The sequence below is a fragment of the Paenibacillus xylanilyticus genome (assembly GCF_013359935.1).
Taxonomy (GTDB): Bacteria; Bacillota; Bacilli; order Paenibacillales; family Paenibacillaceae; genus Paenibacillus; species Paenibacillus xylanilyticus.
Window position 1 is genome coordinate 75,487 of record NZ_JABMCB010000159.1, and the last position, 23,051, is coordinate 98,537.

The 23,051-nt window shown below is 49.8% G+C and carries 15 protein-coding genes; 11 read left to right on the plus strand and 4 right to left on the minus strand.

Annotated features, from left to right (window positions below):
* Nucleotides 1–13: 13 nt before the first annotated feature.
* Both HP552_RS06305 and HP552_RS06310 read left to right on the plus strand, forming a co-directional pair.
* Nucleotides 14–1,486, plus strand: a complete 1,473-nt coding sequence (locus HP552_RS06305; protein ID WP_175394720.1) for a S41 family peptidase — start codon at nt 14–16, stop codon at nt 1,484–1,486.
* 61 nt (nt 1,487–1,547) lie between these two features.
* Nucleotides 1,548–2,873: a PDZ domain-containing protein gene (locus HP552_RS06310; protein WP_175394721.1), complete on the plus strand. Its 1,326-nt coding sequence runs from the start codon at nt 1,548–1,550 to the stop codon at nt 2,871–2,873.
* A 50-nt stretch (nt 2,874–2,923) separates the two neighbouring features.
* On the opposite strand, the gene HP552_RS06315 is transcribed toward HP552_RS06310, so the two are convergent.
* Complete coding sequence (locus HP552_RS06315; RefSeq protein WP_175394722.1) at nt 2,924–3,613, minus strand: response regulator transcription factor; 690 nt, start codon at nt 3,611–3,613, stop codon at nt 2,924–2,926.
* A gap of 20 nt (nt 3,614–3,633) precedes the next feature.
* Nucleotides 3,634–4,908 carry a sensor histidine kinase gene (locus HP552_RS06320; protein ID WP_175394723.1) on the minus strand — a complete coding sequence of 425 codons (1,275 nt, stop codon included), beginning with the start codon at nt 4,906–4,908 and terminating at the stop codon, nt 3,634–3,636.
* Between the two features lie 210 nt (nt 4,909–5,118).
* Between HP552_RS06320 and HP552_RS06325 the strand changes: the two genes are divergently transcribed.
* Genes HP552_RS06325 through HP552_RS06335 form a run of 3 tightly spaced genes read left to right on the plus strand, consistent with a single transcriptional unit; the run spans nt 5,119 to nt 8,446 of the window.
* Nucleotides 5,119–6,054 carry an ABC transporter ATP-binding protein gene (locus tag HP552_RS06325; RefSeq protein ID WP_217506333.1) on the plus strand — a complete coding sequence of 312 codons (936 nt, stop codon included), beginning with the start codon at nt 5,119–5,121 and terminating at the stop codon, nt 6,052–6,054.
* 12 nt (nt 6,055–6,066) lie between these two features.
* Entirely contained in the window at nt 6,067–7,269 is a 1,203-nt protein-coding gene (locus HP552_RS06330; protein ID WP_175394724.1) for an ABC transporter permease, read from the plus strand.
* On the plus strand, nt 7,262–8,446 hold the full coding sequence (locus tag HP552_RS06335; protein WP_175394725.1) for an ABC transporter permease: 1,185 nt from the start codon (nt 7,262–7,264) through the stop codon (nt 8,444–8,446). The genes HP552_RS06330 and HP552_RS06335 overlap by 8 nt, the downstream gene beginning before the upstream one ends.
* Before the next feature lie 210 nt (nt 8,447–8,656).
* Here HP552_RS06335 and HP552_RS06340 read toward each other — a convergent pair whose 3' ends face one another.
* Nucleotides 8,657–9,463 (minus strand): flagellar motor protein MotB, encoded by an 807-nt coding sequence (locus tag HP552_RS06340; RefSeq protein ID WP_175394726.1) that lies wholly within the window; start codon nt 9,461–9,463, stop codon nt 8,657–8,659.
* Complete coding sequence (locus HP552_RS06345) at nt 9,447–10,244, minus strand: flagellar motor protein (RefSeq protein WP_175394727.1); 798 nt, start codon at nt 10,242–10,244, stop codon at nt 9,447–9,449. Before HP552_RS06345 ends, HP552_RS06340 begins: the two co-directional genes overlap by 17 nt.
* A 169-nt stretch (nt 10,245–10,413) precedes the next feature.
* Between HP552_RS06345 and uvrB the strand changes: the two genes are divergently transcribed.
* The 6 genes from uvrB to HP552_RS06375 all read left to right on the plus strand — a co-directional run bounded on the left by uvrB (nt 10,414) and on the right by HP552_RS06375 (nt 22,894).
* Nucleotides 10,414–12,405, plus strand: coding sequence for an excinuclease ABC subunit UvrB (gene uvrB / locus HP552_RS06350; protein WP_153980105.1), 1,992 nt, complete (start codon nt 10,414–10,416; stop codon nt 12,403–12,405).
* Nucleotides 12,406–13,097: 692 nt separating this feature from the next.
* The gene (gene uvrA, locus HP552_RS06355; RefSeq protein ID WP_175394728.1) at nt 13,098–15,956 is read left to right on the plus strand and encodes an excinuclease ABC subunit UvrA; all 2,859 of its coding nucleotides are present in this window, start codon (nt 13,098–13,100) and stop codon (nt 15,954–15,956) included.
* Between the two features lie 348 nt (nt 15,957–16,304).
* A complete protein-coding gene (locus tag HP552_RS06360) occupies nt 16,305–16,514 on the plus strand; it encodes a DUF2759 family protein (RefSeq protein WP_175394729.1) in 210 nt (69 codons plus the stop codon).
* Between the two features lie 269 nt (nt 16,515–16,783).
* Complete coding sequence (locus HP552_RS06365) at nt 16,784–17,950, plus strand: S1C family serine protease (RefSeq protein WP_175394730.1); 1,167 nt, start codon at nt 16,784–16,786, stop codon at nt 17,948–17,950.
* Between the two features lie 43 nt (nt 17,951–17,993).
* A complete protein-coding gene (locus tag HP552_RS06370) occupies nt 17,994–19,892 on the plus strand; it encodes a stalk domain-containing protein (protein ID WP_175394731.1) in 1,899 nt (632 codons plus the stop codon).
* 488 nt (nt 19,893–20,380) lie between these two features.
* Complete coding sequence (locus HP552_RS06375) at nt 20,381–22,894, plus strand: U32 family peptidase (protein WP_175394732.1); 2,514 nt, start codon at nt 20,381–20,383, stop codon at nt 22,892–22,894.
* Nucleotides 22,895–23,051 lie beyond the last annotated feature (157 nt).

Here is a 23,051-nt window from a genome sequence, read left to right on the forward strand (position 1 = left end):
GGTGAGCAAACGGATGATGAAGAAGAGATCGGCGCTGCTGCTTGCCATTGTAGCCCTTCTTGGAGGGAGCCTGCTTACGCTGGTACTGATGAGTTATCCCGGCATGGCCAATCAGACCACTTCGGGTGAAGGCCTGCTGGCCAGTGTAACGGGCAATACGCAGCAGAAGAACGATTTGAAGAAGATTGAAACCGCAATGGATTTGATCTCAAGCAACTATTATAAAGATGTGGACCAGACCAAACTGATCGATGGTGCGATCAATGGTATGATGGAATCCCTTGGAGATCCGTACTCCAACTACATGGGACAGGAAACAGCTGCCCAGTTCGAGGAGTCCATTGAAGGTTCCTTTACCGGAATTGGGGCCGAGGTATCCTCACAGGATGGAAACGTCGTTGTCGTTTCCCCGATCAAAGGATCACCTGCCGAGAAAGCGGGTATTCGTGCCAAAGATATGATCATGTCTGTAAATGGTGAATCCCTGCAAGGCCTGGAATTAAACAAGGCTGTCAACAAAATCAGAGGTCCAAAAGGCAGTGAAGCCAAGGTACAGGTGAAACGTGCCGGATCCACTGAATTGATTGAATTTACCATTGTGCGCGATGATATTGATCTGGAGACCGTATACGCCCATATGGAGGATAACGGTGTAGGTGTCATTACCATCACCCAATTCTCACTGAACACCGGAGATCGCTTCAAGGAAGAGTTGGCGAATCTGGAGAAGCAGAACATGAAGGGTTTGGTCATTGATGTGCGTAATGACCCGGGCGGCGTGCTGCAAGTGGTTATTGATATTGCCGAGCAGTTTGTTCCTAAAGGCAAAGTGATCGTGCAAGTCGAGGACAAAAACGGCAAACGTGAGCAGAGCAAATCAAATGGTTCCAGCAAGTCTTACCCTATCACTGTACTGATGAACAAAGGAAGCGCGAGTGCGTCGGAAATTTTGGCTGGTGCATTGCAGCAGTCTGCAGGCGCAACGCTGGTTGGTGAAAACTCCTTCGGTAAAGGTACCGTACAGACGAGTTATGACAAGCAAATGGGTGACGGCAGCCTGCTGAAAATCACCATTGCCAAATGGTTGACTCCGAATGGAGACTGGATTCATGAAAAAGGCATCAAACCGGATATTGCGGTAAACCAGCCGGATTACTTCTCGGTGGCACCGATCAATAAAGAGAAATTACCTTTGAAATATGACAGTAATAGCACGGATGTGAAAAGTGCGCAGACGATGCTGAGAGGACTCGAATTTGAGCCGGATCGTGTAGATGGATACTATGACCAGAAGACGGAAGAGGCGGTCAAGGCATTCCAGAAGCAGAAAGGCATTGAGGCAACAGGCCAGATTGACGAGAAAACCGCTGAATCATTGGAAGCGGCTCTGATTGAACGCATTGCCAATCCTCAATATGATGCACAGCTGAAGCGCGCGATCGAAAATGTCTCGAAGGATATATCGACTGCCGTGTCGAAGCCATAAAGAAGGCTGATATCAGCCTTCTTTTTTTCTGAACCGGCTGAAGGAGAGGAGTGACGCCACAATGGAATGGGCTTGGCCGTGGTTAACGACATTAGGGGAAGCATTGCTGCAGTTGTTTACTCAGCCGTTTTATTATATTGCGGTAATTCTGATTGCACTTATCTATCATCGTCAATTATTACAGGAACGCAGGTTATTCCATGTTCGTCTGCAGAGTTCAATTACTCAGACCATTCGTGCTTTACTGGGAGGAATAGTCATTGGTGTGATCGCCTCGGTGGTATCCATTTTTCTTGGGGCACATCTAACACTCGGCAGCGTGATCTGCATATGGGCCGCGACATTATTTCTGTCATTGTTCCGTATTCGATATTTGTGCTTTGCATACGCGGCAGGGCTGCTTGGTGTATTGCAGTTCGGGCTGAATCTGGCCTCAGGGTGGCAGCCGACCGGATGGCTTGGCAGCTTGACGGAGGCTTTGCGTGCGCTGGACATACCTGCCTTGCTGGTACTGGCTGCATTGCTGCACCTCGGTGAGGCTATGCTGGTTCGCTTGCAAGGGGTAACCATGGCTTCGCCATTGCTCTTCGAAGGCAAGCGGGGCAAACTGGTCGGAGGATACCAGCTGCAGCATTTCTGGCCCATCCCGCTGCTGATTCTGGTCCCGGTAACGGGGAGCGGAGCAGAGCTCGCCTGGAGTCCGCTTTTGAGCGCAGGCAATGGCTACATGCTGTTTGCACTACCAATCATGCTTGGATTTGGTGAAGTTACACAGAGTATGCTTCCGGGACAGAAAGTACAGATCTCGGCAAAACGGTTACTGCTTTACGGGACTAGCCTCCTTGTGCTCAGTCTCCTGGCAGCTTGGTGGTCCCCGCTTATGGTGGTTGCTGCTCTGGCAGCATTTATCGGACATGAATTCCTGGTGTGGTACAGCGGGTTTGAGGAACAGCATCGCAGTCCGGTGTTTGTTCATCCGGCACACGGCTTGAAAGTGCTTGGAATCATTCCGGACAGCCCTGCGGCAGAACTGGGAATTGAAGCAGGAGAGACGCTGTACAAGGTGAATGGCGTGTTGGTTCATTCACCTGAAGAGCTGCATCGTGCCCTGCGGATGAATCCGGCCTTTTGCAAACTGGAGGTACGCAATCATCAGGGTGAGAGCAAGTTTATGCAGCGGGCCATCTATGAAGGTGAGCATCATCAGCTCGGTGTCATTATGGCTCCGGATAATCATGAAGTTTGGGCGGTGCAGCTGCGTCCGTTATCCCTGGTTCATCTCCTCACGCTCAAGTTGTTTGCCCGTCGAAAAAATAATCGCAATGACGAGGCTCCACTGGCTCTGCCAGCTCCTGCGGTGAATGAACAAGGATCGGTAGAAATGTAATAAGTAAAGGGTACTCCACCGCTTGAACAAGCGAGGGCGTACCCTTTTTGTTATTTTTTCAACATAAAGATGGCAATTTGCGTTCGATCACGCAAGTGTAGTTTACCGAGAATTTCGGTGACATAGTTTTTGACTGTACCCTCGCTCAGGAATAGTTTAGCGGCAATCTCCTTGTTGGACAGCCCCTCGGATATTGCCTCTGCAACAGCAAGTTCCATTCGGGTTAGCCCATAGGACTCAAGGGATTCATGCGCCTGGGGAGCTGCAGCAGGACGAAGCAGACCCGCCAGCTTGCGGGCAATATCAGGGTGAATCAACATATCACCGTTATGTACCGTCTTGATCCCCTGAATGATCCGGTCCGGGGGCACATTTTTGAGCAAATAACCGCTGGCCCCGTTTTGCAGAGCCTGGACAATATACTCGTCATCGTCAAACGTCGTCAGCATCAGCACCTGCACGTTAGGGAAGTGGGATTTAATGAGCCGAGTGCCTTCGACACCATCACAGTCCGGCATCCGGATATCCATCAGTACAACGTCGGCTGTGGTTCCTGCCTCGAGCAGTTCGAGTGCCTCACGTCCATTTGAAGCTGTACCTACAACGTTAATGCCGGGATCAAGCCCAATCAGTACCTTGAGACTCTCGCGGATAAAGAAGTCATCATCTGCGAGGATCAACCCGATGGACTGGGCCTGATCTGAATCCTTGTTGTTACTTGGTCCATTTTGTTCTGACATTAGCACAATCACTTCCTTTTTCAGATCAAATCCACTTTATTCGTAATCGGCAGACGTGTGATGACTGTGTAGGGATAAACGGATCGGATCTCCAGCTGACCTCCAATGGACTCTGTACGCAAACGCATCCCTTCGTGTCCCATACCCAGTTTGCTTGACTCTGCTGCTGAGCTCCGGCTAACCTGTTTTCCTGCGTGCTGTCCCTTGGTGGACGGTTGACTCCGGATCTCCCCATCATTGCTGACGGTCATGCAAACTTCGCGCTCCCCAAATGCCATTTCTACTGTAATCGTACTGGCGTTTCCATGTCTCAGGGCATTCGTCAGCGCTTCCTTTGCATTTTTGTATAATACGATCTGCATGCTCGGATACAGCAAACGGGATGGACCGTGAATTTCATAACTGGTCTTCACACCGGTTTCCCTGCCCACTTCCTCCAGGAGATGATCCAGTGCATAGGCATCGGATACATACGAATTAGGCCGCAACTTGTGAAGAGTGGCGCGCATATCATCCATACTTGCCGCCAATTGATCGCGGATCTGTCTTACCAGTTCCGTACCCTGTTCGTTGTCCATAGGAAGGGTCAGCAGGGCAGCCTCGGACATCATTTTGGTGCGAATCAGGCGGTGTCCGATCTCGTCGTGAAGCTGCCTTGAAATTCGGGTACGTTCTTCCGCCTGAGCGACTCCTTCAAGCTGCTTGGTAAACAGCAGCAGCTGTGCACGTGCTTCCTGAAGCTCGTAATGTTTACTGCGAAGCTCGTCATATACCTGTTCCAGCTGTCCGCGGCTGCTTGCTGTTCTGGAACCTTGCCAGGAAAGTGCGGCGGTGAGGGTCAGGATCAGGTTACCGACGATCCTTCCGGCTGCCTCTTCAATGAATGGAGCTCCAGACTGTGTTCCAATGGGTTGAATTGCGGTAAGCCACGGAACCACCTCCTGGGGTGGAGCAAAATGCCAATGTAACGCGAAATTGCTGGCAGTAAGCTGAACTCCAAGCATCAGCCAGCGCAAGTTTCCTTCTAATCTATACATATACACATAGAGCAAGGATGAGGAGAGAAACAACATAAAGGGACCGTATAAGGCAATCAGCCAACAGCTCCAGAGTATTTCGATCAAAACGAGCATCAAATGCCCAGCACCAGGACGGGCGAAGTCTTTGCAGACGGCCAGTCCGAGAGCAATAATGACATACAGAGTATATAGATCATCGCGATCCAAAGGTACCATCAACAGGTACAGAACAGCTGGAACGAGAATCAAACCGTATTGCAGTAAACGCATCGGCATGGGTAAGAACATCCTTTTATTTTGAAGTGGATTGGAAAATTCCCGGTAATGCATCCCTGATTATATCACAGCCTGCTTTCCGAGCAGGAGATGACTTAAGTCACCTTCATCTTATGACCTTTCGTACCTTCGTAAAATGGTTTGATTCGTTACAATACAGATATGAAATCCGGCGTCACACCGCTGGAGTGGAAGAGGAGCGTATAAGCGATGGCTATTCTTGAAATGGATCATGTCGTAAAACGGTACGGCAGCAAGCTTTCGGTGGATCATTTGAACCTGAGTGTGGAGAAAGGCGAAATTTTTGGACTGCTGGGACCGAATGGAGCAGGCAAAAGCACAACCATCAGCATGATTGCTGGTCTTCTCAGCATCGACCAGGGTGAGATTTTGCTACATGGCATCTCGGTCAAGGATCGGCCCCTTGAAGTCAAACGCAGGATTGGATTGGTACCGCAGGATCTGGCTCTCTATGAAACGATGACCGCTGCGGAGAATGTCACTTTTTTTGCCCGGCTGTACGGACTGCGCGGTAAACTGCTGAAGGAAAGGGTGCAGGAGTCGCTCGAATTTGTAGGATTGCAGGACAAAGCGAAAGATGCCCCTTCTACCTTTTCCGGCGGAATGAAACGCAGGCTGAACATCGCGTGTGCCATTATGCATCGGCCGGATCTGATCATTATGGACGAACCAACGGTGGGTATTGACCCCCAGTCGCGGAATCACATCCTGGAATCGGTACGCACACTCAATAAAATGGGATCAACCATCATCTATACGAGCCATTACATGGAGGAAGTCGCAGCGATCAGTAACCGGGTAGCGATTATGGATCAGGGCCACATTATTGCCTGTGGTACCGAAGCGGAGCTGAGAGAGCGGGTCGCATCCGAGGAAAAAATCGTGCTTACCACTTCGGGAATCGGACCCGGTGCCGTGGAGGAATTGAAGCTCCATCCTCGTGTACATGCGGTAGAAGTGACAGGAGATATATTAACCGTTACGCTGCCTTCGGCACAGCAGGATCTGCAGGATATACTTTTCATATGCAGCAAACATGAAATGGCCATTCAGTCGCTCAAGGTCGAAGAGCCGGATCTGGAAACCCTGTTCCTCAATCTGACCGGGCGCACGCTGCGGGACTAGGGGGTGGCTTTGATGAAGATTTGGCATATTTGCATCTTTGAACTAAGGCGGATATTGAAAATTCGATCCGTTCTGCTGAACCTGTTTATTCTGCCGTTACTGTTGATCTTTATATTGGGCACTGCGTTATCGAGTGCGATGGGGACGGGGAAGGACAATGTTCCCGACCAGGTGAGAGTGGGCGTTATCCAGACGGGTTCGGACTCGGTTTCAGATTCTGATTCAGATTCGATCAGTGAAGCCTTGAATACATTTGTGAAGACTCCTGCAGTAGCCGAAATGATGAATGTACAGCACATGTCTACCGAGGAAGAGGCCGTACGTGCGCTAAGGCAAGGTGAACTCGATTTTGCAGTCTTGGTCCCATCTGATTTGGAGCAGCGGATGATACAGGGGGAAGAGGCCAGACTACAGTGGATTCTGGGGAAAGATAGTACGTTGAATATTGTAGGAGAGACGCTATTTACGCGCTTCACGGATGAACTGAATAGGCATATTGCCATAGCAGAGGTATTGGGACCCGAAGCGAGTACCGCAGTGGCGTCCAGCCCTGATGTGGACTCGGGGAATATGTCTTATATTAACGTCAGTAATCCTGGAACAGCCGATACCTCCTACAGTGCCTCTCAATATTATGCGGCATCCATGTTGGCCATGTTCATGTTGTATTCAGGCATGACGACAAGCAATAGTCTGTTTAGTGAGCGGGACAAAAAAACCTTAATTCGCCTGCAGGCAGCTCCCCTGGGCAATGGTGTTATTTTTGCAGGGAAAATTGCAGGCAACAGCCTGCTTGCCTTCATACAGGCGATGATCATCGTTCTGATGACCTATTGGTTATACGGTGTGAATTGGGGGACACATCCCTGGCTGATCGTTCTGATCTGTGTGCTGATCACCATTGCCTCGATGACAATCGGCGTCATTGTGGCTCTTGTGAGCAAAAGTTCGAGCTCCGCAAGTGCGCTGATGCAAGGCATCATCATTGCCATGACGTTTATTAGCGGCGGGTTCACGCCGATTGCCATTGATTTTGTACAGCGGATTAGCGAATTTACGGTGAATCACTGGGCGCTGCAAAGTTTTCTGCGAATGATGCTGGACGCATCGATGAGCGAAATTATGCACAACATCGTCATGCTCGGTGTAGTGAGTGCCGTCTTGCTTGCTATCGCAGCTGTGATCTACAGGAAGGTGGGATACCGCTATGAATAGTCTGCATATTGCCTGGTTAATGGTCAGACGCACCATAGGACGTAAACGGGGGTTCATTGCGTTCCTTCTGCTTCCCTGTCTTGTTGTCACGGGCGCGGTTGCGTTATTTGGGAGCGAGCAGGCCACACGGGCAGTCATCCCTTATGTAAACGAGGATCAAGGAGCGGCGGGAGCATGGATCGTGGATGAACTCGCCAATAAGGAAGAATATCTGCTCAAGCCCATGAACAGTGAGGCGGAACTGAGGGAAGCCATTACCCGGCAAAAGGGGAATTCAGGTATCATCATCCCTGCTCACTATACGGATGAGCTGCTGCAGGGCAAGCGGGTTCAAGTTGAGCTGGTTGAACTGCGTGTCAGTGAGATTTCCTATACCCTGCGGGCTGCAGTTGAAGGAATGACTGCCGGACTGCATCAGTCGGCAAGGGTTGTGCTTGGGGCAACCAGCACTGCTTCAGATGAAGGGGGTGCGCCGGATCCGTTGGTGAAACAAGATAAATTCGAACAGCTGCTGCAAAAAACGAGCGAGCATCAAATCTCGGGTGAAGCTACCGATCTGCAGATGTATCCCAAACCGGGACTTAACAACGTGACCGGATTTACGATCATGTTCATGATGGGTTTGCTGACGAGCGCCGTAGCCGTCATTATGGAGGACCGCAGGCAGCGCACAATGGCCAGAGTGTACACGGCTCCAGTCCGGGCATATGAAATTGCCCTTGGCAATTTCCTGGGCAGTTTTGCAATCGGCATGATCCAGATAGTGCTTGTACTGGGGATTAGCCGCTGGCTGCTGAATTATGATGCAGGTATTCCGTTTGGCGTACACTTCCTCATCCTGGCTGCATTTATGCTGGTTTCCATGGGTATTGCGAGTACGGTTGCCGGATTGATCCGTGAATCCAAAAACGCAAACATGCTGAACTCGCTCATTATCACGCCTACCTGCATGATTGGTGGATGCTTCTGGCCGCTGTCTATCATGCCGGACTATATGCAAAAGCTGGCGAACTTTGTGCCGCAAAAATGGACGATCCAAGCTGTTGAAACGATCTCTGCAGGAGGAACGTTTGCCGACATCAGACTGCCGCTGCTTATTCTGTGTGGTATGGCTGCCATTTTGCTGACTGTCGGATCCGTCATTCTTCGTCCGAACCAGCCTGGTGTGGATGCATAGATGGTTGAGTTATACTGCGACCAATCAGGGTGGATTCATTGAAGAGAGGCATTACATCGTTTATTCAAACATTATGTATGAGAGGGTAGACTGGTATCTGCCGCTGCAGTAAAATAGAAACACAAAAGCACGTTCTACTGAATTCGGTTCAGCAGGAACGTGCTTTTTTGCGAGGAAACAGGATACCTCATCGTTTGAAGAATAGGATGTTTAGGGTTGCAGTTGACGCAGGACGGTAATTTCCACCCGACGGTTTTTTTGCCTTCCGGCTGCGGTCGTATTATCTCCGGTAGGACGTGTGTCCGCATACCCGGCATACTGAAAGCCGTCAGGGTCCAGGTTCTCTTTGTCCAGAAAAAAGCGCAGTACAGACAGTGCACGTTCACCGGAAAGCTCCCAGTTGTCTTTATATGAAGAGTTGGCCCCGACAGGTACGTTATCGGTATGACCTTCGATACTGACAATAGTGCTCAGATCACGGAACAGACTCGCAAGTTTGCTCAGTGTGGGTGCAGCGTCACTTTTGAGGGCAGCCTGTCCTTGATCAAACAGAAAGCGATCACTCAGTGTGATGGATATTCCCTGTGGATTGTCTGCCACGAAAATCTGATTTTCCAGGTTATTATCCTCGATATACCGGGTAATCACATTGAACAGATTCTGCAGCTCTTCCTCCTGGGATCGAAACTGCTCTTCCCGTTCCGTCAGCGGCTGATCTTCGCTCTCAGGAGCTGCTGCATCTTCACCCTGAGTTTCGCTTGGAGGAACCTCGGTAATCGTTTGTCCTGCTGTTTCATCCATGCCGTTACCGAGTTCAAGAATGGAATCCGATTGATTAAATGTATTTTGGAGTGATTGGGTAACTACATCGTATTTCCCGGAATCCAGGTTGCTCATGGCGTACATGATGACAAAAAAGATCAGCAGCAACGTAATGAGATCGGCATAGGTAATCATCCAGCGATCCCGATGATCGCCAGATTCACGTTTTCCGCGCCTTCTACTGCGCCGACTCATCCAATCCCTCCTTCGCTACGGGACGTGAGATTTGACGATGGGTGAGCGTGAAGGACTCCAGTCGTTTGCGTACGAGATGAGGGTTCTCTCCATTCTGGATGGCGAGCACACCTTCAAGCAGCATCTCCATCATCTGGATGTCTTCGGCACTCCGTGATTTAATTTTGGATGCAATGGGCAAAAAGATAAGATTGGCACTGGCTACCCCGTATAAGGTTGCAGTAAAAGCTACAGCGATGGCTGGGCCGAGTCCGGTAGGATCTGTCAGGCTGCCTAGAACCTGAATAAGTCCCATGACCGTACCGATGATACCCATCGTTGGAGCGTAACCTCCAGCGGATTCAAAAATTTTGGCATAACCTTCATGCTTTTGTTCCACCGAATCGATCTCCAGCTCCATGATCTGACGAATCACATCCTGATCGGTGCCATCGACAACCATCTGGATTCCGTCTTTCAGAAAAGGATGTGGATGATCCATCACCTGGCGTTCCAGTGCAAGCACGCCTGAGCGGCGGGCAATCGAAGACATATCCACTAATTCTTTCATCCATTTGTTTGGATCATTGTCATTACGTCCAAAGGCCATGCGCAGTGCATCCGGAATGGTACGCAGCCGATGAGCCGGGAAACTCGCCACCACTGCAGCAATGGTTCCACCAAATACAATCAGAGCAGCCGTTTTTTGCAGCAGGCCGGACAATTGGCCGCCTTCCCACAAAAAACCGCTGATCACTGCGGCAATCCCGGCTATGATGCCGATAAGTGTCGCAATATCCATAAATTAACCCACTCCTGTCTTTACTTCACGTTTGCATCACATGTACGAACGAGGTATAATTATACGGGAACAAATATTCCTATTACTATAAGTTTTCCCATATTAAAATTCGGGGAACTTCGACAATATATAGTGACTATTATTTTAGACGATAGGGTGAGATACGGCAATGAGCGATATTATAATGAGCGACAAAACGTTCGAGATCGAGTCCGAGTTTTCTCCCCAAGGTGACCAGCCTGCTGCCATAGAAGAACTGGTGCAGGGTGTTCAGGAAGGGAAAAGATATCAGACGCTGCTGGGTGCAACAGGAACAGGTAAGACGTTCACAATTGCGCAGACGATTGCCAAGCTGCAACGTCCCACGCTGATTATTGCCCACAATAAAACGCTGGCAGCACAGCTTGCGAGTGAGTTCAAGGAATTCTTTCCAAACAACATGGTTGAGTATTTTGTCAGTTACTACGATTACTATCAGCCAGAAGCATATATTCCGTCTTCCGATACGTACATTGAGAAGGATTCAAGCATCAATGAGGAAATTGACAAGCTGCGTCACGCTGCAACCAGTTCATTGTTTGAACGCCGTGATGTCATTATTGTAGCGAGTGTATCCTGTATCTACGGTTTGGGATCGCCGCATGATTACTCCAGCATGTTATTGTCACTGCGCGTTGGAATGGAGAAACCGCGCAATCAGATTTTGTCCCGTCTGGTAGAGATTCAATATCAGCGGAATGATATCAACTTTGTGCGGGGCACGTTCCGTGTACGTGGCGACGTTGTTGAAATTTTCCCGGCATCCAAGGGTGAGCATGCGATTCGGGTGGAGCTTTTTGGAGACGAGATTGAGAAGATTACGGAAATTGATGTGTTAACCGGAGAACTGATCGGTGAGCGCGATCATATTGCCATCTTCCCGGCATCTCACTTCGTAACCCAGGAAGAAACGATGCGGGTTGCACTCGTCAATATTGAGCGTGAACTGGAAGAGCGGCTTGAAGTGCTGCGCGAACAGGGGAAACTGCTGGAGGCACAGCGACTGGAGCAGCGTACGCGGTATGATATCGAGATGATGAAGGAAGTTGGATTTTGTTCAGGGATTGAGAACTATTCCGGACCGCTGACATTCCGTGAACGTGGCGATACACCGTATACCCTGCTGGATTACTTCCCGGATGATATGTTGATCGTGGTCGATGAGTCCCATGTGACCCTGCCACAGATCCGAGCGATGTATAACGGTGACCAGGCGCGGAAGACGGTTCTGGTAGATCACGGTTTCCGTCTGCCATCTGCACTGGATAACCGTCCGCTGAAGTTCGAAGAGTTCGAAGAAAAGATGAATCAGATTATCTATGTATCGGCGACACCAGGACCTTACGAAATTGAGCATACGGATACGATGGTGCAGCAGATCATCCGTCCAACCGGTCTGCTTGATCCGATTATTGAGCTTCGTCCAACGAAGGGACAGATTGATGATCTGATTGGTGAGATTAACGACCGGATTGCCAAGGACGAACGTGTACTCATTACAACGCTGACGAAGAAAATGTCCGAGGATCTGACCGATTACCTGAAGGAAATCGGAATCAAGGTGCGCTATCTGCACTCTGAGATCAAGACATTGGAACGTATGGCGATCCTGCGTGATCTACGGCTGGGAACATTCCATGTGCTGATTGGGATCAACTTGCTAAGAGAAGGTTTGGACTTGCCGGAAGTTTCGCTTGTTGCGATTTTGGATGCCGACAAGGAAGGATTCCTTCGCTCTGAACGTTCACTGATCCAAACGATCGGTCGGGCCGCGCGGAACAGCGATGGCCGAGTTATTTTGTACGGCGATAAAGTGACCGATTCGATGGACAAAGCGATGAAGGAAACGGAACGCCGTCGTGAGATTCAAATTGCATATAACGAGAAGCATGGAATTACTCCACAGACGATTCGCAAAAAAGTGCGTGATGTGATTGAGGCTACCAAGGTTGCCGAATCCAAAAACGAGTATCTTACAGGCGCTGCCGAGAAGATGTCGAAGAAGGAGCGCCAGTCGCTTATTCAGCGTCTTGAGGCGGAGATGAAAGATGCCGCCAAGAACCTGCAGTTTGAGCGTGCTGCTGAACTTCGCGATGCCTTGTTGGAGTTACGCGCAGAGTAAATTGATAAATAGATATGCAACAAGAGAACGGCCAGACGGCCGTTCTCTTGTTGAGTAAAGAACCAGCAATCATTGACCGATAATTAGACATGTTGAAAAACTGGAATCAGGTCTATACTGGTAGAAAAGTTGAAATTGGTTAAAAGGTTTATAGGGAAAGTATTTGGAAGTCGTGTACTCGGGAGCCGAGCCAAGGGCAATGGCGACCTACCACGAACGAGGCGAAGCTGTGAGCGCCCCGGTGTTAAGCGGAGCCGAGCCGAGGGCAATGGCGACTTACCGCGAGCGAGGCGAAGCCGTGAGCGTCCCGGTGTTCAAGGGGAGCCGAGCCAAAGGCAATGGCGACCTATCGCGAGCGAGGTGAAGCCGTGAGCGTTCCGATGTTAAGGGAAGCCGAGCCAAAGGCAATGGCGACCTACCGCGAACGAGGCGGAGCCGTGAGCGTCCTCTCGCAGTAGAGCAGCCTTCTAAGAGACCGGCAGCAGGCCGGGATCTTAGAAGAAGCTGCGGGCACACGACAAACCTTCACATAGCAAGACCCGACCCCTCACCAAGCACCGCCTGTTTCGGGTGTCCAGAGGGCTGCGCCCTTTGGGGCCCTCCCTTGGAAGGGAGGGTTTGGGTGGGATCGAAAAGCCTTAAAAAAGGGTTAGATTAGGTTGGAATCACAACATTGAGAGGATGGATACACATTGGCGAGCGAGAACATTGTCATTAAAGGTGCGCGAGCGCACAACCTAAAGAACATTGATATCACCATCCCGCGCGACCGTTTTGTCGTACTGACCGGTCTGAGTGGCTCAGGCAAGTCCTCGCTGGCTTTTGACACGATTTATGCCGAAGGACAGCGGCGTTATGTGGAATCATTATCTGCTTACGCACGTCAGTTTCTCGGGCAAATGGAGAAACCGGATGTCGATTCAATCGAGGGTCTGTCACCGGCCATTTCCATAGACCAAAAAACAACAAGCCGCAACCCTCGTTCCACGGTAGGAACGGTTACGGAAATCTATGACTATCTGCGTCTGTTATTTGCACGTGTAGGGCATCCACATTGCCCGGATCATGGGGTGGAGATCACTTCCCAGACCGTAGAACAGATGGTAGACCGCGTGATGCAGTACCCGGAACGTACCCGGTTGCAGATTCTGGCACCGATTGTCTCCGGCCGTAAGGGCGAGCACAAAAGTGTGTTTGCCGATGTATCCAAGCAGGGCTTCGTCCGTGTGCGGGTAAACGGGGAACTGCGTGATTTATCTGAAGATATCCAGTTAGAGAAAAATAAAAAGCATACCATCGAAGTGGTGGTCGACAGGATCGTAGTCAAGGAAGATGTACAGGCCCGTCTGGCCGATTCCATTGAAACGGCACTGAATCTGTCCGGAGGACAGCTGCTGGTTGATATTATGGGGGAAGAAGAGCTGCGCTTCAGTTCGAATTTTGCCTGCCCGGTGTGCGGATTCAGTATTGAAGAGCTGGCGCCACGGATGTTTTCCTTCAACAGTCCGTTCGGAGCCTGCCCGGATTGTGATGGACTGGGTGTAAAAATGATCGTAGACCCAGATTTGCTCGTTCCCGATCGCAGCAAAACGATTGAGGAAGGCGCATTTGATGCCTGGACAGGCGGAACGTCCACTTATTATCCGCAGTTCCTGAAATCGGTATGCGAACATTTCAACATTCCACAGGATGTACCAGTTGAGGATCTTCCAGCTGATCAGATGAACAAGTTGTTGATGGGTACAGGTTCGGAGAAAGTCCGTTTCCGGTATGAGAATGATTTTGGACAACGTAAGGAAGCCATGGTTACCTTTGAAGGGATCGTTAACAACCTGGAACGCCGTTATCGGGAGACGGCATCCGAAGGGATTCGGGAGTTTATTGAAGGTTACATGAGTGCGAAGCCTTGTGGTACCTGCAAAGGACACCGATTGAAACGGGAAAGCTTGGCCGTTACCATCAACGATCACAACATGGCGTATGTGACCAGCCTGTCCATCGGGGAAGCAGGTCGATTCTTCGAATCGCTGCAGCTTAGCGAGAAGGAACAAGCTATTGCCAAACTGATTCTGAAAGAAATCAATAGCCGTCTCGGCTTCCTGGTGAATGTCGGTCTCGATTACCTGACCCTGAGCCGGGCTGCCGGAACGCTGTCCGGTGGTGAAGCTCAGCGTATTCGTCTGGCTACGCAGATCGGTTCCAGCCTGATGGGCGTGCTGTACATTCTCGACGAGCCGAGTATCGGTCTGCATCAACGGGATAATGACCGTTTGATCTCGACACTTGCTCACATGCGGGATATCGGTAACACCCTGATCGTCGTTGAGCATGATGAAGATACGATGCTGGCAGCCGACTATATTATCGACATCGGTCCAGGTGCGGGAATTCACGGTGGTACCATCATGTCACAGGGTACGCCGGAAGAGATTATGAATGACGAAAATTCGTTGACAGGCCAGTACCTGAGTGGACGCAAGTTTATTCCTGTACGGACTGAACGCCGCAGTGTGGGAGACCGCTGGCTGGAAGTGCGGGGTGCCAAGGAGAATAACCTGAAGAACCTGAATGTGAAAATTCCGGTAGGTGTATTTACGGCAGTCACGGGTGTATCCGGCTCAGGTAAATCAACACTGATTAATGAAATTCTGTACAAAACACTCGCGCGTGATCTGAACCGTGCACGTGTGCGTCCTGGACAGCACAAAGAGATCCGGGGTCTGGAACATATCGATAAGGTCATCGATATTGACCAATCGCCAATCGGCCGCACACCGCGTTCCAACCCGGCTACGTACACAGGTGTCTTTGATGATATCCGTGATCTGTTTGCCCAGACGAATGAAGCGAAAGTGCGTGGTTATAAAAAAGGCCGGTTCAGCTTCAACATCAAAGGCGGACGCTGTGAGGCTTGCCGCGGGGATGGAATTATCAAGATTGAAATGCACTTCCTGCCCGATGTCTATGTCCCTTGTGAAGTCTGCAAAGGCAAACGGTACAACCGGGAAACGCTTGAAGTGAAATATAAAAACAAAAATATTGCCGATGTACTCGAAATGACCGTTGAGGATGCCACGCATTTCTTCGAGAACATTCCAAAAATTCATCGCAAATTGCAGACACTGCTTGATGTAGGCCTAGGCTATATTAACTTGGGTCAACCTGCAACGACATTGTCCGGTGGTGAAGCGCAGCGTGTGAAGCTTGCTTCCGAGCTGTATCGCCGCAGTACAGGCAAAACCATTTATATTCTGGACGAGCCTACAACGGGTCTTCATGTCGATGATATCGACCGTTTGCTGAATGTACTTCATCGTCTGGTGGATTCGGGTGAATCGGTTTTGGTGATTGAGCATAACCTGGACGTTATCAAAACAGCCGATTATATCGTGGATCTGGGTCCTGAAGGTGGTAGTGGTGGCGGAACCATCGTTGCGACGGGTACGCCGGAGGATATTATTAAGGTGGAAGCCTCTTATACAGGCAAGTACCTGAAACCAGTATTGGAACGCGACACGGAACGAAGCAAGACGCTGCAATTGACAGAGTAGGCAGTATGAATGTATGGAAACCATGATGTATATCCTGACAACCTGCTCATGGCAGATCAGGGTAGATCATATTTATATTCAATGACCCTTCTTTTTGTTGAAGGGCGAGGCATTGATTTTCCGATGAATGCCCTGCTCTTCCGAAAAGAGGGGTCATTTAATTATGCCACCGTAGTGAGCATTATGGTGATGTGATTGAAAGTGTTTACAGGGATCAAAGTCCGAACTGGATTTTTTTCATTTTTCTGGATGATAGGGCTTGCATTACTAGCGGGGTACAGATAACATAGAGGAAGATATTAGGGTATACGTTAGCTGTTCAACTATGGTGAGGAGGTCTGTCTATCCATGCTGTTTGCGGAAGCTGCCACGGCGAGTACATCCAATTTTAATGCATTTGATATTTTTGTCCTCTTATTTACGATCATTATTTTTATTGGCGTGGTTCGCCTGCTTCGAGCACCGAAGAAAAATCTGTTTGCAATCGGATTTGCAGTGGTTAGTTTGCTTGTCTTTCTTATGACGGATTATGCGATGATTAAGAACTGGTTCAGTTAGGGAGATCCTTCTAAGGCGTTTGAAAATAGCAAAGGGAACAGACAAAACACTTTCCAGAGAAATAGCGGAGGGTGTTTTTTGTGTTGGTGGGCAACGTGCGAAGCAAACATTGTACAAGTAAAAGTAGGACTGAAAACATTTGTACAGGAAGAATATGTATGTTAAATTGGAGGATACCGATATAGCAGATGATAGAGAATGAAATCCATAGATTTGGATGGTAGGATGGTTGCATAACGGAGGATATATGGAGAGGGTTAGGTGAAAAGATGAGATCGTTGGGGAAAAAGTGCATGGCGATGTGCATGGCTGCTGTACTCTCGTTGAGTGCTGTGGCTACGGCTGGAGCGGCGGAGTCGACAGCTGGCATGAAAGCAAAAGTAGTCGATGGACAAGTGTATGTTAGTGCTGCTGACTTGGTTAAGGCCATTGGTGGAGACGGAAAATATGATGCCAAAACCGGAACCTATCAGTACAAGGGCAATGAAGCTGTTCCTAAAGTGATTGAGAAGGTGTCGCCATCCGTAGTTGGCATCATCGGCAAAGCGGACGAGGGACAAGAAGGAATCACAACGGACCGTTATAACTTGGCTCATGGCACAGGCGTCATTATACGCTCCAATGGCTGGATCGTGACCAACGCACATGTGGTGGATGGATTAAGCAATGCCGTTGTCGTGACGACCGATGGCAATACATATAAAATTACAAAAACATATAGTGATCCTCTGAGTGATCTGGCTCTGATCAAAATTAATGCCAAATCGCTCAAACCGGCGACATTCGCCAAAGCTTCCCAGACCTCGGTCGGTGAGACGGTTATCGCTATTGGAACACCCATTTCCTTTTCTCTGCGAAATTCGGCAACGGTAGGTGTCATTAGTGGTCTGAACCGCGGGGTTGAAGCAACCTATCGCTTGATTCAGACAGACACAGCCATTAATCCGGGGAACAGCGGGGGACCTCTGGTTAACCTCAAGGGGGAGGTCGTCGGCATTAATTCAATGAAATTTTCAGCGGTGGGTGTGGAGAATATGGGATTCTCGATTCCTGTGGATACCGTTCAATATATCATCAATCAGTTTTTTGAATACGGCAAAATCAAACGCGCAAGTCTCGGTCTGCAGCTGGAAGAGAGCTGGTCTGCGATTGTGGGTCTGCCTACGGACGATCCATTAACGGTCACGGGCGTACTGTCCAATGAAGCGAAGAAAGCCAAGATTAAGGATGGGGACGTCTTATACAGCGTAGCGGGCACGCGTGTTTCTTCCGTAGTAGATATTAATGAACTACTCAAGAAGTATACCCCAGGGCAAAAGGTGAAGCTGTTGATGCAGACCAACGGAGATATCGTCACACGTACTTTGGTACTTGCGGATCGCGCGGATATTCAGGACGTGGAAGATGAGCTGTTTCCGGTAGAGGAAGAACAATAAAGCCCGGTGAGCGACCCGGAATCAGAGAGGACGAATAAACGGAATGAAGAAGTCATTTTTACGTGTGCTCAGCACAGGGGTGTTGACCGGGATGCTGACCATCGGTGCTGTTATGCCTGTATGGGCAGCCGAGTATACAACGAGTGAACTGCGGATTCAAGCGGGAAGCTCAAGTGCCTACATTAACGGCAGCAAGCAGGCTATCGCCAAACCGTATAAGGTCAAGGGCGTGACGATGGTACCCGTGGGTGTGTTCAAAAAGGCGTTTGGCAGCGAAATTCGGCTGGAGAAAAATGATGTCGTCAAAATCAAGGAAGGTCCCCATACCGTTACCTTAACCATTGGCAGTTCCATTGGCTGGGTGGACGGAGTCAAAAAAGAGATGGGCACTGCTCCCAAAATGGTGAATGGGGTGCTGATGGTTCCACTTCGTGCGGTAGCTGCGGGCATTGGAGCAACAATCGCTCCAAGCAGTTCGGGGGAAGTAGTCATCCGGTTATTGCAGACCGATGATTCCGTGGATGAGGATGAGGACGGTATTAACCTCGATGCAGGCAAAACAAGAATCGGCAACAGTTATTACGGCTGGTCCATTAATTACCCGGCAGATCTGATGGTCTTACAGACGGGTGAGCAGGAACGCATGATGACTTTTGGCTCCGCGGACAGCAGCTATTATCTCGAAGTGTACGTCAGTGATCAGGATGTGGCGCTGGATTCGGACGACATGCTGCAGCAGTTGGTTCAGGAGGCGAAGCAGTCGGGAGATACGGTGCTGGACCGGGAATCGGTTTCCAAAGGCAAGACGCCTTATGCTCGGATTGTAGTAAAAGATGTGGATGGCATGTTATGGGAGATGCGGCAGTACATTAATGATGGGCGTCAATATGACGTTTACCTGGCGGATTATGATGCACTGAACTACAAGGATCTGAACAAACGTGCCGCGCTCCTCAACTCATTCCAGCCTACTTATGTTCAGTCGGATCGGACCATTAAGGATCTATCCACCGTAGATAATGGCATGCGTTCCGGATGGAATGACGACTACGGCATCGAACTGAATGTCCCAGCTGGCTGGTCCATGGATAATACACAGATGACTTATGAGTCCAAAGATGGAGCGTTTCTGCAATTACGCGTGACCTCAGCGCCAACTGGGGCTACCGTAAAAGACTGGAGCGGCCAACTGGACAAATGGATGCGGGAAACGTTCACACCCGAAAGTTATGAACCGATTCGTTCGTATACCATAGATGTTTCTGGCGAAACGGCGGAGGTGAATGAGTTCCGGTATAACTTCGGTGATGGATGGCAGACGGAGTTCGATGTTCTTTTGCAGAAAAACGGTTATCGCTATTACGCGGAGTACACATTCCCTGAAGAGCAGACTCAGGATCGGGAATGGTTTGAGCGGATCATGAAGAGCGTTGTGATTGATTTTGATACGGTATCTGATAACTTCGGTCAGCTGGATGAAGATCCGTATTTGACGGATAAAACGAAGACGGTAACACGCACGTCCAAACGGTACCAGTACAGTGTGGATATTCCGCGCTACTGGACGGCGTATAATGACAGATTTGAGTATTCTCCGGTCGTTTATACGTTCACAGGTGGACAATTCTCCATCAACGTGACTGAAGAGCAATCGGTTGAAATGACCGTCAGTCAACTGAGAGAGGCCTATGAGGAAGCTGCGAAAACGCGGAAAAACTTCAAGCTGCTGAACAGTGGAGAGATGACCATTGCAGGCGTGCCAGCGTTTTCCTTTACGTATCATGAACTGGACAATGGTGTGCCGTATACCGGGCAGCAAATTGTTTTTGAACAGAATGGAACGACGTATACGATTACGACGGGGCTGAATGATGCCAATAAAACCGATGTTCAGACTGCAGCGCTGGAAAAAGCGGTGAATTCATTTACTTTTACGAAATAAAGAAGTTGATGCCGGAAGGTCAAAGACCTTCCGGTTTTTCTATTTCAAAATGAATCCAATATTACACAGAACGAAGAGTGCAGAACCAATCTGAAGAAGCGGAGCGTTCGCCTTTATCACGGGATTTTCCCCTTTCGTAAAGGGAATCAAAAAAATCCGGGGATAACAGCGATCGGAAGATGGTACTGCAATCGGAGTGGTAGAGTGTAAAATTATAAGTCAAGAGGTGGAAATGAAAATGGTAAACGGTTTTTTCAGGAAAGCGTAGAAGAGTGAGTGCAGAAGTGGTACAATATATTAGTTCAGGAGTTATGACTGCTGATCTGATAAATAAAGATGACTGTAGGCTTGGGAATCAGGCAATACAGACATAATGTATAGATATAGCGATACAGTGACAATGAAGACGTACAGAATGAAGGTACAAGCTAAGCGTATGAGGATACAGGGATGAAATCCGGCTACGGCCGGTTATGGGGAGGATCTACATGAAAACAGCAACATTACGAAGAGAAGACGTCGAGCTTCTGGCACCCGCAGGTGACTGGGATTGTATGCGTTCGGCGGTAGCCAATGGCGCGGATGCGATTTTCTTCGGAGTCGAAAAGTTTAATGCACGGGCACGCGCGAACAATTTCCGCATGGAAGAGCTGCCGGAGATTATGGCGTTTTTGCACAGTTATGGCGTAAAAGGGTTTTTGACCTTTAATATATTGATTTTTGAAAATGAATTGACGGATGCGAAGGAACTGATTGACGCATGTGTCGATGCAGGCGTGGACGCCGTGATTGTACAGGATTTGGGCTTGGTCAAACTGATTCGCGAGATCTCACCGGATTTCCCGATTCACGGTTCCACTCAAATGACGATTACATCACCGGAAGCGGTTGAATTTACGAAGCCATTTAATATGGAGCGTGTCGTTCTTGGACGGGAGAACAATCTGAAGCAGATTCAGAAGATTGGGGAACAGGCGAAGCTTCCGATGGAAGTTTTCGTGCATGGTGCGCTGTGTGTGTCGTATTCGGGACAATGTCTGACCTCCGAGATGTGGGGTGGACGTTCTGCGAACCGTGGGGAATGTGCACAGGCTTGCCGTTTGCCATATGACTTGATGATCGACGGAGAGCATAAGCCGATGGGTGACGTTGCATATCTGCTGTCTCCGAAGGATCTGGCTGCAATTGACCTGATGCCGGAACTGATCGAGGCAGGCGTAACTTCTTTCAAAATCGAAGGACGTCTCAAAACGCCTGAATACGTGGCGAACGTGGTCAGCAAATATCGCAAAGCGATCGACCGTTACTTCGACGGCGACAATACGCCACCAAGCAAGGAAGAAATTCGTGAGTTGCAGCAAAGCTTCTCCCGAGGATTCACACATGGTTTCCTGGACGGTACAAACAACAAACAGCTGGTTGACGGTACGTTCCCGAAAAGCCGTGGTGTCTACCTTGGTCGCGTGGATCAAGTCCTGCGTGATGGCGTGGTCCTCAAGCTGGATGCACCTGTTAAACGTGGAGACGGCATTGTATTCGACGCCGGAGACCCAACGCAGAAGGAAGAAGGCGGACGCGTATATGATGTGCGTCGCAAAGGCGTGAAAATCGAAGGCGAGGCTGGTGAAGGCTGGATCGTGGACATCGTGCCAGGCCGCAGTGACGTGGACCTGCGCCGCGTGAAGGTTGGCGACAAAGTATGGAAAACGAATGACCCTGCGCTGGACAAACGTCTGCGTCAAAGCTTTGAAACCGAGAAACCGTACCGTGTATTCCCGGTAAAAGTAAAAGTGATCGGCAGCCCAGGGCAGCCGCTTAGCACTTGGTGGACAGACGTGCAGAAAGGCACGACCGTCCGGATCGATTCCGAGATGGAACTGGATATTGCCCAGAAGCGTCCGATGACTTATGAATTGCTCGAGGAGCAATTCGGACGTCTGGGCGGAACGGTGTTCCAGCTGGAGGAACTGGACGTCAACCTGCACGGTGACGTCATCATCCCGATGCGCGAGCTGAATAACATTCGCCGTCAGGCGGTGGAACAGCTCGCGGGCGAGCGCCCTAAACCGCCCGTCTACGTGAAACGGGCGGTAGAGGTTTACGGCGATGCGGTTAAACCGGCATCGCCAGTGACTCGCGGTCAAGCGGAGCTGACCGCGCTCTGCCGCAGCCTGCCTCAAGTAGAGGCAGCGCTGGAAGCAGGTGTCGGCATGATCTACGCCGACTTCGAATTTATCAAGCAGTTCCCGGCAGCCGTGGAAGCCGTACACGCTGCTGGCCGCAAGATTGCCTTGGCAACGCCGCGCATTCATATGCCTGGCGAGAACGGATACCACAACAACATCCTGCGTCTGAAGCCGGACGCTGTGCTGGTACGTAATACAGGTGCGCTGTACTTCTACCTGCGCCACCGGATGGAGAACCCGGATGCGGTTCATCCGGAACTGATTGGTGACTTCTCATTGAACATCGCCAACCATAAGGCTGTTGAACTGTTCCTGGAAGCAGGATGTGACTGGATCACACCATCCTATGACCTGAACATTCAACAAATGGTCGATCTGCTGGGTAATTCCCGTACAAGCCAGACTGAAGTGGTTATTCATCAGCATCTGCCGATGTTCCATACGGAGCACTGCGTATACTGTACGTTTATGAGTGAAGGAACGGACTATACGAACTGTGGACGCCCTTGTGAAGAACAGCGTGCTTCCCTGCAGGACCGGATTGGCATGTCCCACCCGGTACGTGTGGATGAAGGCTGCCGCAATACCGTTTATAACGCAGTGGAACAGTCGGGTGCCGAGTATCTGACCAACTTTATGGACCTGGGTGTATCCCGTTACCGTGTGGAGTTCCTGGAAGAGACACCGGAGCAGGTTATGGAAGTTATTGACCTGTACAACCGTGCACTTCGCGGCGAGATCAGCGGTACACAAGTGTGGAAAACATTGAAAGCAACCAACCAACTGGGCGTTACGCGTGGTCAATTGGTGAAATAAACGGATCGTAGGTTACAACGATTAGGACGGCAAGCATAAAAGCAAGCAACTAGCAACAAGGCATGAAGCAACCCCAAACTCTGCGTTACGGAGCTCTTGGGGTTTTTTCTGTAAAAGGGACAGGTGGATTGAGAGTTACTCTTAACCGTCAGAACGC

Bases quoted from the DNA above. Each gene is read 5' to 3' on its own strand.
- HP552_RS06305 (WP_175394720.1), top strand. From the start codon at position 14: ATGATGAAGAAGAGATCGGCGCTGCTGCTTGCCATTGTAGCCCTTCTT.
- HP552_RS06310 (WP_175394721.1), top strand. From the start codon at position 1,548: ATGGAATGGGCTTGGCCGTGGTTAACGACATTAGGGGAAGCATTGCTG.
- HP552_RS06315 (WP_175394722.1), bottom strand. From the start codon at position 3,613: ATGTCAGAACAAAATGGACCAAGTAACAACAAGGATTCAGATCAGGCC.
- HP552_RS06320 (WP_175394723.1), bottom strand. From the start codon at position 4,908: ATGCCGATGCGTTTACTGCAATACGGTTTGATTCTCGTTCCAGCTGTT.
- HP552_RS06325 (WP_217506333.1), top strand. From the start codon at position 5,119: ATGGCTATTCTTGAAATGGATCATGTCGTAAAACGGTACGGCAGCAAG.
- HP552_RS06330 (WP_175394724.1), top strand. From the start codon at position 6,067: ATGAAGATTTGGCATATTTGCATCTTTGAACTAAGGCGGATATTGAAA.
- HP552_RS06335 (WP_175394725.1), top strand. From the start codon at position 7,262: ATGAATAGTCTGCATATTGCCTGGTTAATGGTCAGACGCACCATAGGA.
- HP552_RS06340 (WP_175394726.1), bottom strand. From the start codon at position 9,463: ATGAGTCGGCGCAGTAGAAGGCGCGGAAAACGTGAATCTGGCGATCAT.
- HP552_RS06345 (WP_175394727.1), bottom strand. From the start codon at position 10,244: ATGGATATTGCGACACTTATCGGCATCATAGCCGGGATTGCCGCAGTG.
- uvrB (WP_153980105.1), top strand. From the start codon at position 10,414: ATGAGCGATATTATAATGAGCGACAAAACGTTCGAGATCGAGTCCGAG.
- HP552_RS06360 (WP_175394729.1), top strand. From the start codon at position 16,305: ATGCTGTTTGCGGAAGCTGCCACGGCGAGTACATCCAATTTTAATGCA.
- HP552_RS06365 (WP_175394730.1), top strand. From the start codon at position 16,784: ATGAGATCGTTGGGGAAAAAGTGCATGGCGATGTGCATGGCTGCTGTA.
- HP552_RS06370 (WP_175394731.1), top strand. From the start codon at position 17,994: ATGAAGAAGTCATTTTTACGTGTGCTCAGCACAGGGGTGTTGACCGGG.
- HP552_RS06375 (WP_175394732.1), top strand. From the start codon at position 20,381: ATGAAAACAGCAACATTACGAAGAGAAGACGTCGAGCTTCTGGCACCC.